This is a genomic window from Streptomyces sp. NPDC059142 (assembly GCF_042755665.1).
In the GTDB taxonomy this organism is placed as follows: Bacteria; Actinomycetota; Actinomycetes; order Streptomycetales; family Streptomycetaceae; genus Streptomyces.
Genome location: NZ_JBHZDA010000078.1, coordinates 1 through 10,383, shown reverse-complemented (window position 1 = coordinate 10,383; position 10,383 = coordinate 1). Strand labels below are relative to the sequence as shown.

The 10,383-nt window shown below is 73.2% G+C and carries 10 protein-coding genes and 1 tRNA gene; 6 read left to right on the top strand and 5 right to left on the bottom strand.

Annotated features, from left to right (window positions below; all coding sequences use genetic code 11):
- Positions 1 to 270: 270 nt before the first annotated feature.
- Positions 271 to 627, bottom strand: coding sequence for a Scr1 family TA system antitoxin-like transcriptional regulator (locus ACFXPK_RS24450; protein WP_385078619.1), 357 nt, complete (start codon positions 625 to 627; stop codon positions 271 to 273).
- A gap of 283 nt (positions 628 to 910) precedes the next feature.
- Between ACFXPK_RS24450 and ACFXPK_RS24445 the strand changes: the two genes are divergently transcribed.
- On the top strand, positions 911 to 1,444 hold the full coding sequence (locus ACFXPK_RS24445) for an ATP-binding protein (RefSeq protein ID WP_385078579.1): 534 nt from the start codon (positions 911 to 913) through the stop codon (positions 1,442 to 1,444).
- A gap of 42 nt (positions 1,445 to 1,486) precedes the next feature.
- Here ACFXPK_RS24445 and ACFXPK_RS24440 read toward each other — a convergent pair whose 3' ends face one another.
- Positions 1,487 to 3,019: a hypothetical protein gene (locus ACFXPK_RS24440; protein ID WP_385078576.1), complete on the bottom strand. Its 1,533-nt coding sequence runs from the start codon at positions 3,017 to 3,019 to the stop codon at positions 1,487 to 1,489.
- Positions 3,020 to 3,282: 263 nt separating this feature from the next.
- On the opposite strand from ACFXPK_RS24440, the gene ACFXPK_RS24435 reads away from it, so the two are divergent.
- Complete coding sequence (locus tag ACFXPK_RS24435; protein ID WP_385005775.1) at positions 3,283 to 4,050, top strand: SDR family NAD(P)-dependent oxidoreductase; 768 nt, start codon at positions 3,283 to 3,285, stop codon at positions 4,048 to 4,050.
- A gap of 137 nt (positions 4,051 to 4,187) precedes the next feature.
- On the top strand, positions 4,188 to 5,480 hold the full coding sequence (locus ACFXPK_RS24430; protein ID WP_385078573.1) for a methyltransferase domain-containing protein: 1,293 nt from the start codon (positions 4,188 to 4,190) through the stop codon (positions 5,478 to 5,480).
- A gap of 106 nt (positions 5,481 to 5,586) precedes the next feature.
- Here the strand turns inward: ACFXPK_RS24430 and eno are convergent, their stop codons facing one another.
- A complete protein-coding gene (gene eno, locus ACFXPK_RS24425) occupies positions 5,587 to 6,870 on the bottom strand; it encodes a phosphopyruvate hydratase (protein WP_385078570.1) in 1,284 nt (427 codons plus the stop codon).
- A 102-nt stretch (positions 6,871 to 6,972) separates the two neighbouring features.
- Here eno and ACFXPK_RS24420 point away from each other — a divergent pair, with 102 nt between their 5' ends.
- Positions 6,973 to 7,833, top strand: a complete 861-nt coding sequence (locus ACFXPK_RS24420; RefSeq protein WP_385078567.1) for a winged helix-turn-helix transcriptional regulator — start codon at positions 6,973 to 6,975, stop codon at positions 7,831 to 7,833.
- Positions 7,834 to 7,891: 58 nt separating this feature from the next.
- Positions 7,892 to 8,422, top strand: coding sequence for an HXXEE domain-containing protein (locus tag ACFXPK_RS24415; protein ID WP_385078564.1), 531 nt, complete (start codon positions 7,892 to 7,894; stop codon positions 8,420 to 8,422).
- A 118-nt stretch (positions 8,423 to 8,540) separates the two neighbouring features.
- Here the strand turns inward: ACFXPK_RS24415 and ACFXPK_RS24410 are convergent.
- Both ACFXPK_RS24410 and ACFXPK_RS24405 read right to left on the bottom strand, forming a co-directional pair.
- Positions 8,541 to 8,614 (bottom strand) — tRNA-Pro (locus ACFXPK_RS24410).
- 128 nt (positions 8,615 to 8,742) lie between these two features.
- Positions 8,743 to 9,684, bottom strand: coding sequence for a metallophosphoesterase (locus ACFXPK_RS24405; protein ID WP_385078561.1), 942 nt, complete (start codon positions 9,682 to 9,684; stop codon positions 8,743 to 8,745).
- Positions 9,685 to 9,815: 131 nt separating this feature from the next.
- On the opposite strand from ACFXPK_RS24405, the gene ACFXPK_RS24400 reads away from it, so the two are divergent.
- Positions 9,816 to 10,286 carry a GatB/YqeY domain-containing protein gene (locus tag ACFXPK_RS24400; protein ID WP_385078558.1) on the top strand — a complete coding sequence of 157 codons (471 nt, stop codon included), beginning with the start codon at positions 9,816 to 9,818 and terminating at the stop codon, positions 10,284 to 10,286.
- Positions 10,287 to 10,383 lie beyond the last annotated feature (97 nt).

Here is a 10,383-nt window from a genome sequence, read left to right as displayed (position 1 = left end):
CGGGCGTGGCGGCCGGCCCGCGGGCCGCGCCCCCCCCGCCCCGCCCGCGGGGCAGCGCCGGGCGCGCGCCGGGGGGTCTCCCGCCCCCCGCCCCCCCCATTCGCGGTAGTGCCGGAAGAGCAGGGGCACGCCCCGGGCGACGGAGAGGTCCGTACTGTCCATCGCCCGGGGCGCGCCCATGCGGCTGGGTGGAGTTCCCGGAGTTCCCGCACTCCCCGACCCCACCGCGCGCCCTCCGGTCGGTGCATGGGCGGTACCTCCGTCGCTCGTCTAGAGCGGATACGTGTCCTCCCGGCCCGCGACGGCCATGTAGGCGCGGCCGTCGGCGTCGGCGCCGATGCGGAAGCAGTTGTTGCCTTCCCCGCAGAACGGTTCTTCCCATACGTAACCCACGCGGTGCGCCACCCGGAGTTCGACTTCGAGGCGGGAGAGCGCGGGCAGTACCGCCGCGAAGACGCTGCGGGCGTACTCCTCGGTCCGGAGCAGGCCGGGCACGTGGGCGGTCTGCGTCGTCCGAATGGCTACCGCGTGCCACTCCGGTTCCGCGATGTCCAGCAACCCCGGCGACAGCCTGCCCCGGTACCGGTCCCACCAGTACAGCCCCGAGGATGTGGTGAGTTCGAGCATCGCGGACACCTACTCCTCGTCCGTGCACCCACAGTGGGGCGCCGGCGTCCGGAGCCGGTCCGTACTGATGTGGCGGATTCCCGATTCGACGACGCTCAGTGTGCCGGGTGTCACTCTGTAGATCCATCGGGGCGCCAAATGTCACTGATGGGTGGCATTTGGCCCCCTGATGCCTTACCTTCAGTCACGCACTCCTCACGGAAAGCGAAGCGGAAGTGCCCCGTGTGAGCCCGCCTGCCTGCCTCCTGTCACCACAACCAGCGCATCAGCGAGCGGAGTTGTCATGCCCGAGAGCGAAACCACAGCCGCCACCGACACCGCGACCGCCATCGGCGCCGTCCCCGGCGTACCCGAGTGTCCGCCGCCGGTGCCCGGCCTCGGGGAGCCGTCGCCCGGGAGTCTGGCGTACAGCCTCACCCTCCCCGCCGGACCCGCCAGTCCCTCGGTCGCGCAGGAGATCGCCGAACTCGTCCTCGACGTGCACGAGGTGGAGCGCCTGATCGATCCGGCGCTGGAGGTCGTGCGGGAACTGGTCACGTACGCCTGCCGGTTCTCCGGGGAGGGCGCGGACGTCCATCTCGCCCTGCGGCAAAGGGAGGACACCCTGCGCGTCACCGTGTACGACACCCACGCGGCCCACCCGCAGCCCCGCCTCGCCGCCCTCTGCGCCGAGCGGCGCCGCTCCGCGCTCACGCGCACCCCCGTCGTGGTGTCGGCACACCGGGGCGCCTGGGGTTTCCGCGCCGCCGAGTGCCCGGGGGCCGGTACGTGGACCTGGGCGACCCTGGTGGACACGGACCGGAGCCGGGCCGCCTGACGGGACCGCCTGACGGGCCGCCTGACGGGACGTCGCGGAGCGTCAGGCGGCTCGCCGCCGGCGCCGGTACAGGATCGCCAGGATCACGACCGCCACGCCCGCGCCCGTTGCCCACAGCGCGGGGTTCCGGTACGGCGGGGCGGGGGACGCGTCGAGGGGGATGGCGGCGGTGTCGTTGCCGGGGGTGCGGTCGTAGGGGTTGTGCGTGCGGATCGTGCCCCGCGCGCCCGGGACCTGACGGTCGATACGGATGTGGAAGTCGATCGCGGTCACGCCCTCCCCGCGCCGCGCGTCGTAGAAGCTGTCGGAACCGATGTCGCAGACGAACGCCCCGCCCGGTCTCTCCGGCCGCGCGCACGCCCACGAACTGTCCGAGCCCTCGAAGACGTACGGGACGGAGGTGACGGTGGTCCCCTCCGGCGGGACGACCTCGAAGCCGCCCATCGTCCCGGGATCGCCCGGCCTGCCGGGCCCGTGGGCGCGGACCCCGAGCCGTACCCTCACCGTGTCGCCCACCCGGCCCCGTACGGTCGCCGTCACCGGTTCGTAGTCGGCCTGCACGGTGGTCCCGACATGGATCTCGCCGCTGTCGCCCGTGAGGTCCCGGGCAGCGGCCGTCCTGATCAGCGTCAGCGGGGCGTCCGTACCGCGCACCGTCAGGCCCTCGGGCTTCTCGGGTTCGGACGACCAGGAGTACGAGAGCGTGCCTGCCAGTTCGCCGGGGGAGGCCGTGTAACCGATCGGGGAGCTGACGCGGTACGCGGTCCTGGCCGCGGCCCGGCTGGGGAACGCGCACCACGCCGAGGTGGCGGCGGTGTCGAAGAGGCAGTTGGCGGGGCGCGAGGTCAGCAGCAGACCGTCCCGCGCGGTGAGGTGCAGGGCGACGCCGCGCTCGGTGGTGAACCGGCTGCGGTTGGCGAACCTCGGGGTCAGCGGTACGGACCTGCCCGGGACGACCCCCTCGACCGGCTTCTCCTCCCCGGGCGCGTGCAGGAGGGGACCACCCACGGTCATCCGGGTCGTGCCGGTGACCGGGGCCGCGTTGTCGGCCGTGGCGATGTACGTCACCGTCCCGCTGTCGCCCGGCCGTACGCCGTCCACACCGCGCAGGGTGAAGGGCGCGTTGGCCTCCCCGTCGCCGTTCTGGACGTCGCCGTACACGCAGGTGAAGACCGGGCCTGCGCCGGAGCAGTTCCCGTAACCGCCCTTCTCCGCCCGCGCGACCCCCGCCAGCCCCGACGTGTCCACGACGACCCTGACGCCGCGCGCCGGGCCGCCGTCGCCCGGCTCGACGGCGACGGGCACGACGAAGTCGCTGTTCTCGGCCTCGGCGCCCTCGTCGGCGTGGTACATGCGGAAGGCCGCGGGGGCTTCGAGCCGGAGCGCGACCCTGCGGGAGGCATCGGCCGCCGCGGGTGGCGAGGTCGTGGCGAGGACGGTGAGGAGACCCGCCAGGACGGCGGCCGCGCGTCGGGCGATCCGCGTCCTTACCCGCATCCGTACGCGTACCGGTACCCGTATCCGTATCCGTATCCGTACCCGTATCCGTGTCCGTGTTCCTGTCCGTCGGAGCATGCGGGCACTATGCCAGCGGACGTCGCGTGCCGGTCCGGGCACGCCCGCGCACCGGTGTGCTCCGGCCTCTTCATCCGGCCACGGCCGGTGATTACCGATGGAACCAGCGGCGGACCGGCTCCTATGCTCGGCCGATGACCACACGGGAGAGCACACACGGGGACAGCGCACATGGGGACCGAGCACAGGGCGACCGCGCACAGGGTGGAGCCGCACATGGGGACGTCGCACATGGGGACGCCGCACACGGACCGCGCGAGGGCATGCTGGCGGGCCGGGTCGCGATGATCACGGGGGCGTCCAGCGGGATAGGCGCGGCAGCCGCGAAGCTCTTCGCGCGGGAGGGGGCCGCGGTCGTCCTGACCGCGCGCCGCGCCGACCGGCTCCAGGCCCTCGCGCAGGAGATCACCGCCGAGGGCGGGCGCGCCCTGGCCGTCCCCGGCGACGTCAGCGACTCCGGCGATGTCCGGCGTACGGTCGACGCGGCCGTGGAACGGTTCGGCCGCCTCGACTGCGCCTTCAACAACGCCGGTTACGCCACCCTCGAATCCTGTCTGCACGAGACGGACGACGAGGTGTACGAGCGGACGATGGACATCAACGTGCGAGGCGTGTGGAACTGCATGAAGTACCAACTGCCGGTGATGCTGGCCTCCGGACGGGGCGGATCCATCGTCAACACCAGCAGTACGGCGGGCCGTTACGCCACCGGCGCCTCCGTGCCGTACGTCGCCTCCAAACACGCCGTCCTCGGCATCACCCGCGCCGCCGCGTCCGAGTACGGGGAGCAGGGCATCCGCGTCAACGCGCTCGTCGTCGGCACCACGCGCAGCGAGATGATCGACGAGGCGGTGCGCCGGGTCCCCGGGCTGGGACAGGCGTTCATCGCCCCGCAGATCCAGAAGCGCATGGCCGCGCCCGTGGAGATCGCGGAGGCGGCCGTCTGGCTGTGCAGCGACCGGTCCTCGTTCGTCACGGGCGTCGCGATGCCGGTCGACGGGGGCATCTCCGCACAGGCGAAGGCGGGCTGACCCGCACGGGTACGGCCGAGCGGCCCTCACCCATCGCGTATGCGAGCTGGTATGCGGTCATTGACTGGCACCTGCGGTGCGCTCACCCTGATGTGGGTAGTACCTGCGGAAGCCGTCGATCGTCGCATGAGGCTGGGGTGAGGGCTGTGGGCGTACTGGTGGTGCAGCACGTACGAGGCGAGGGTCCGTACGCGATCGGCGAGGCGCTGGCGGCGGCCGGGCTGGCGATGCGGCTCTGCCGGGTGTGGGCCGGGGACCCGCTGCCGGAGAGCCTGGCCGGCGTCGAGGCGCTGGTGGTCATGGGCGGCCCCGCGGCGGCGTACCGCGACGACGGCTTCCCCACCCGCCGCGCCGAACTGGCCCTTTTGCGGGAGGCGTTGGCCGCCGAAGTGCCGGTGCTCGGGATCTGTCTGGGCGCGCAACTGCTGGCGGTCGCCGCCGGCGGCACGGCCCACCCGGGCTCCGGGACGCAGGTGGGGTGGGGCGAGGTCCGTACGAGTCCGGCCGCGGCCCGCGACCCGCTGCTCGCGGGGGTGCCCGAGCGGCTGCGGGTGCTGCACTGGCACAGCGACACCATGAGGCTCCCTGACAGGGCGGTGCCGCTGGCCTCCTGCGCGCGCTATCCGGTGCAGGCGTTCCGGGTGGGCGGTGCCGCGTGGGGGCTCCAGTTCCATCTGGAGGTCGACCGGGCCGGAGTGGACGCGTTCGCGGCGGCGTTCCCGGCGGAGGCGGCCACCGCGCCCGGTCTGCGGGAGGCCGCGCCGGAGGAACTGGCCGAGCTGGCCCCGTACCGGGACCTGGTGTGCGGACGGTTCGCGGCGCTGGTGGCCGCGCGGGCCGGGCACACCGCGACCCGTACGTTCTTCACCCCGAGGGCCGACTCCTGGGAGGCGCGGTTCGCCGCCGACGGGCCGCGGTACGCGCACGCCGTCACCCGCCTGGGGCTGCGCCCCGGCCAGACCGCGCTCGACCTGGGCTGCGGCACCGGGCGCGCCCTGCCCGCGCTGCGCGCCGAGGTGGGGGAGAAGGGGGCGGTCCTGGGCGTGGACGTCACCTCGGCGATGCTGCTGGCGGCGGCCAGGGAAGGGCGCGGCGGGCCGGCGGGGCTGCTGCTCGCCGACTGCCTGCGGCTGCCGCTGCCGCCGGGCGCGGTGGACGGGATCTTCACCGCGGGGCTCCTCGACCACCTCCCCGACCCGGCCGCCGCCCTGCGCGAATGGGCCCGGGTCACCGCGCCGGGCGGCGCCCTGCTCCTCTTCCACCCCTCGGGCCGCGTCGAACGCGCCGCCCGCCACGGCCGCCCGCTGAGCCCCGACGACCCGCTGGGCGAGCCGAACCTGCGGCCGCTGCTGACCGGCGGCGGCTGGCGGCTGGACGCCTACGAGGACGCGACCCCGTACTTCCTGGCCCGCGCGGTCCGCACCGGCTGAACGATGATGCGGCGGCTGAGCGACGCACCGGCTGTCCGAGGCTGCGGCCGAGCGACGCGGCGGCCGAACGACGCGACGGCTGAACGACACTGCGGCGCTCAAGGGCTCAGCGTCGCAGCCCGAGGGCCTCCCGCCCCGCGTAGCGCGCCTGGTCCCCCAACTCCTCCTCGATACGGATGAGCTGGTTGTACTTGGCCGTACGGTCCGACCGTGAGAGCGACCCGGTCTTGATCTGGCCGCAGCCGGTGGCCACGGCGAGGTCGGCGATCGTGGTGTCCTCGGTCTCGCCGGAGCGGTGCGACATGACGACGGTGTAGCCGGCGCGGTGGGCGGTGGCGACGGTGGCCAGGGTCTCGGTGAGAGTGCCGATCTGGTTGACCTTCACCAGGATCGAGTTGGCCACGCCGTCACGGATCCCCTCGCGCAGCAGCGTCTCGTTGGTGCAGAAGACATCGTCGCCGGTGAGCTGGCAGCGGCCCCCGAGCCGGTCCGTGAGCAGCCGCCACCCCTCACGGTCGTCCTCGGCCATCGGGTCCTCGATCGACGCGACGGGGTAGCGGTCGACGAGGGAGACGAGGTGGTCGGCGTGTTCGGCCGGGGTACGGCGCACGCCCTCGCCGGTGTAGTCGTAGACGCCCTCGCGGAAGAACTCGGACGTCGCCGGGTCCATGACGACCGTGATGTCCGTGCCCGGCTTGTATCCGGTGCGCTCGACGGCCCGTACGACGAAGTCCAGCGCCTCCTCGGCGGTCCGCAGCTCCGGTGCGAACCCGCCCTCGTCGCCCACCCCGGTGCTGTGGCCCGCGGTGACGAGGTCGCGGCGCAGGGTGTGGAAGACCTCCGAGCCGATCCGCACGGCCTCGGTGAAGCCGGCCGCGCCGATCGGCGCGATCATGAACTCCTGGAAGTCCAGCGGATTGTCCGCGTGCGCACCGCCGTTGATGATGTTCATCATCGGTACGGGGAGCAGCCGGGCGTCCACCCCGCCGACGTACCGGTAGAGGGGCAGCCGGTGGGCGCGCGCGGCGGCCTTGGCGGTCGCGAGGGACACGCCCAGGATCGCGTTCGCGCCGAGTCTCGCCTTGTCCGGGGTGCCGTCCAGCGCGATCAGCGCGGCGTCCACCGCGGCCTGGTCCTCGGCTTCGAGGCCCACGACGGTGTCCGCGATGGAGTCGTTGACGGCGTCGACCGCCCGCCGCACCCCCTTCCCGTGGAAACGCGCCGGGTCCCCGTCGCGCAGCTCCACGGCCTCGCGGGCGCCGGTGGAGGCCCCGGACGGCACGGCCGCGCGGCCGGTCGAGCCGTCCGCCAGCTCGACGTCGACCTCGACGGTGGGGTTGCCGCGGCTGTCGATGATCTCGCGTGCCGTGATGCGGGTGATGGCGGTCATGTTGCTGCTCCTCACGTTCGGTCCCTCGGGGAGGGGGTAGGACAGCTAGTAAGTTCCTGAATGAAACAAAGTGAGTTCCGAAAGGGAACGTACTATGGCGGCATGAGGATGCACAACGCCGACGAGCACTGCGGGATCGCCCAGGCCGCCGTCGTCACCGGCGACTGGTGGAACGTCCTGGTCCTGCGCGAGATCGCGCGCGGCCGTGTACGGTTCGACGCCCTCGCCGCCGAACTCGGCCTCTCCCGCAAGGTCCTCACCGAACGCCTCGGCCGGCTCGTCGCCTCCGGGGTGCTGCGCCGCAGCCTCTACCAGCGCCGGCCGGCCCGTTACGAGTACCTGCTCACCGACTCCGGACTCGCCCTGCTCCCCCTGCTCGTGGCCATGCAGGAGTGGGGCGACCGCTGGATGCTCGGTGACGGCACCGCCACCGCGACGGCGACGGAGGGCGGGGCGGAGCACGCCCGCGTCCACGCGCTCACCGGGACGCGGTTGCCCGCCGCCCTCGAACTGCCGGCCGGGGACGGCACCGACCACCCCGTCGTCGCACCGGACGCCACGGCGACCGTCCTGTTCACGTACCCCGGCGCGGACCCGGACACGAGCGATGTCCCGGTCCCCGGCGCCCCTGAACCCGCCTTGGAGCAGGTGCTGTTCCAAGGAGCCTGGCCCGAATTCCGCCACCCGGAAGTGGTGGTGAACGCCATCACCACCCAACTCCCGGAAGAACCAGCCGCCTTCGCCACCGCCCAGGCGATTCCGTATCCCCTCCTCTCCGACGCCCGGTACCGCCTCACCACGGCCCTGCGCCTGCCCACCTTCCGCGCCGGGGGCCGGCTGCACCTCAAACGGCTGGTCCTCGTCGTCGACTCCGAACGCACGGTGCGGCACACGCTCTTCCCCGTCGACGACCTGCCGCGGGCGGTGGGGGACGCCCTGCGCCTCGCCGCGACCGCGACGTGACGCGGCCGACCGCGACGCGCCATGATGGCCCGGGGACACGACGGCGGACGGGGCGGGAATGGGCGCGTCACGGGCGGCCACCTGGGGGCTGCTGGCGGCCTTCGTGGTGCACGACCTGGAGGAGTTGGCCACGATGCCGGGCTGGGCCGACGCCCAGGTGGACCGGTGGCGCGAGGCCCACCCCCAGGTCCCCGAACGGGTCTGGTCCACACTGCGGGTGACCCCCGGGCACACGGCCACGGCGATCGGTCTGATGGGCCTGCTGGTCGGCGCGGCGGCGGCCGACGGAGCCAGAACCGGCGGCCGGTCACCCTACTTCCAGACCGTACTGGCCGGATTCGGCCTCCACGCGGCCACCCACCTGGCACAGAGCGCCGCCCTGCGCGGCTACACCCCGGGCGTGGTCACGGCCCCGCTGGTGGTGGCCCCGTTCTCACTCTGGGCCTGGCGCGAACTGCGCCGCGCCGGCGTCCTCGGTGAGCTCGACACCCGAAGGGCACTGACGAGCGCCGCCCTCTTCCCGGCGGCCATCCTCGGCGTCCACGCGACGGCGTACGCCACCGGACGCCTGCTCCACCGAACCCCCTGAAAGCCACCCGCCGCGCACCACCCCGGTCGGGACCACCCTCGCGTGCGCGGACGGCCCCCAACACGACAGGGCCGGTCTCCCGTAAAGGAGACCGGCCCTGACCTGGTCTTTCCGGCTGTCGGGGTGGCGGGATTTGAACCCACGACCTCTTCGTCCCGAACGAAGCGCGCTGCCAAGCTGCGCTACACCCCGATGTCGCTGTTGTCCTGGCGACATCGATTACTTTAGCCCACCGCTGGCCGGAGACGAAATCCGGTTTCGGCGGGCCCGGGGCGTCCCGCAGGGGCCGGGCCCGGGGCGGCTGCCCCTGCCCCGGCCCGTCAGGCCTGCCTGGCTGTCAGGGTCAGCAGGGTCGCCTCCGGGGGGCAGGCGAAGCGGAGTGGGGTGTAGCGGTTGGTGCCGCAGCCCGCTGATACGTGGAGGTACGCCGTGTGCTCCGGCGTGCGGTGGGTGGAGAGGCCCTTGACGCGGTCCGTGTCGAGGTCGCAGTTGGTGACCAGCGCGCCGTAGAAGGGGATGCAGAGCTGGCCGCCGTGCGTGTGGCCCGCCAGGATCAGGGGGTAGCCGTCGGCCGTGAAGGCGTCCAGGGAGCGCAGGTAGGGGGCGTGGACCACGCCGATCGAGAGGTCCGCGTCCTGGGCGGGGCCGCCGGCGACCCGTGCGTACCTGTCCCGCTTGATGTGCGGGTCGTCGACGCCGGTGAAGGCGATCTCGTGGCCGTCGATCTTCAGTCGGCCGCGGGCGTTGTTCAGGCCCACCCAGCCCGCCTCGTCGAAGGCGTCGCGCAGCGGCTCCCACGGGTTGTGCACCGCGTGGACGGCCGGGGCGTTGCCGTTCAGGCCATGGCGGCCCTGGGCCTTCTCGAAGAGGTAGCGGGCCGGGTTGCGGAGCTTCGGGCCGTAGTAGTCGTTCGAGCCGAAGACGTAGACGCCGGGGAACTCCATCAGCGGGCCCAGCGCGTCCAGGACCTCCGGCACGCCCTCCGGGTCGGAGAGGTTGTCGCCGGTGTTGACGACGAAGTCGGGGCGCAGCCCGGCCAGCGACTGGAGCCAGCGCTGCTTCTTGCGCTGGCCGCTCACCATGTGGATGTCGGAGACCTGGAGGACCCGGAGGTCGCGCATACCGGGCGGCAGTACCGGTACGGAGATCCTCCGCAGCCGGAACGAGCGGGCTTCGAAACCGGCGGCGTAGGCGAGGCCGGCGGCCCCGACTGCCGCGATACCGGCGGTGACTTTGAGGGAAACCCCGTAGCGTGCGCGCATGCGCCCATGGTCGCAGACGCGCCGGGTGCGGGAGATCCACGGGGCGGCCGTCCGGGTCTCCGCGGGACGGTTGTCCACAGGCGGGGATATCCGTGGGCGGAGACCGCGGCCCACCTGCCACACTTGGCCCCATGACCAGCCTTAAGTCCAGACTGAAGGAAGACCTCACCGACGCCATCAGGGCGCGGGACGAGCTTCGCTCGGCCACGCTCCGGCTCACCCTCACCGCGATCACCAAGGAGGAGGTCTCGGGCACGTCGGCGCGCGAGCTCTCCGACGACGACGTGCTGAAGGTGATCGCCAAGGAGGCGAAGAAGCGCCGCGAGGCCGCCGAGGCGTTCGCCCAGGGCGGCCGTGACGAGCAGGCCGCGCGCGAGAAGGCCGAGGGCGCGCTCCTCGACACGTACCTGCCGAAGCAGCTCACCGACGAGGAGCTGGCGGGGATCGTGGCCCAGGCCGTCGCGGAGGCGAAGGCCGCGGGCGCCGAGGGGCCGCGGGCGATGGGCGCGGTCATGAAGATCGTGAACCCGAAGGTGGCGGGTCTCGCCGACGGTGGCCGGGTGGCGGCCCTGGTGAAGAGCGCTCTCGCCGGCCAGGGCTGAGCGCCCTCCCGGAGGAGCGCCCGGGGAGCCGCCGGTGCGGCGGTTCCGGACGCACCGGAGGGCTGTCTCTTTTAAACAACTGACCCTCACTGCCGGC

What these genes read in the sequence shown, in the direction of transcription:
- ACFXPK_RS24450 (WP_385078619.1), bottom strand. Translation starts at nt 627, where the DNA reads ATGCTCGAACTCACCACATCCTCGGGGCTGTACTGGTGGGACCGGTAC.
- ACFXPK_RS24445 (WP_385078579.1), top strand. Translation starts at nt 911, where the DNA reads ATGCCCGAGAGCGAAACCACAGCCGCCACCGACACCGCGACCGCCATC.
- ACFXPK_RS24440 (WP_385078576.1), bottom strand. Translation starts at nt 3,019, where the DNA reads ATGCTCCGACGGACAGGAACACGGACACGGATACGGGTACGGATACGG.
- ACFXPK_RS24435 (WP_385005775.1), top strand. Translation starts at nt 3,283, where the DNA reads ATGCTGGCGGGCCGGGTCGCGATGATCACGGGGGCGTCCAGCGGGATA.
- eno (WP_385078570.1), bottom strand. Translation starts at nt 6,870, where the DNA reads ATGACCGCCATCACCCGCATCACGGCACGCGAGATCATCGACAGCCGC.
- ACFXPK_RS24420 (WP_385078567.1), top strand. Translation starts at nt 6,973, where the DNA reads ATGAGGATGCACAACGCCGACGAGCACTGCGGGATCGCCCAGGCCGCC.
- ACFXPK_RS24415 (WP_385078564.1), top strand. Translation starts at nt 7,892, where the DNA reads ATGGGCGCGTCACGGGCGGCCACCTGGGGGCTGCTGGCGGCCTTCGTG.
- ACFXPK_RS24405 (WP_385078561.1), bottom strand. Translation starts at nt 9,684, where the DNA reads ATGCGCGCACGCTACGGGGTTTCCCTCAAAGTCACCGCCGGTATCGCG.
- ACFXPK_RS24400 (WP_385078558.1), top strand. Translation starts at nt 9,816, where the DNA reads ATGACCAGCCTTAAGTCCAGACTGAAGGAAGACCTCACCGACGCCATC.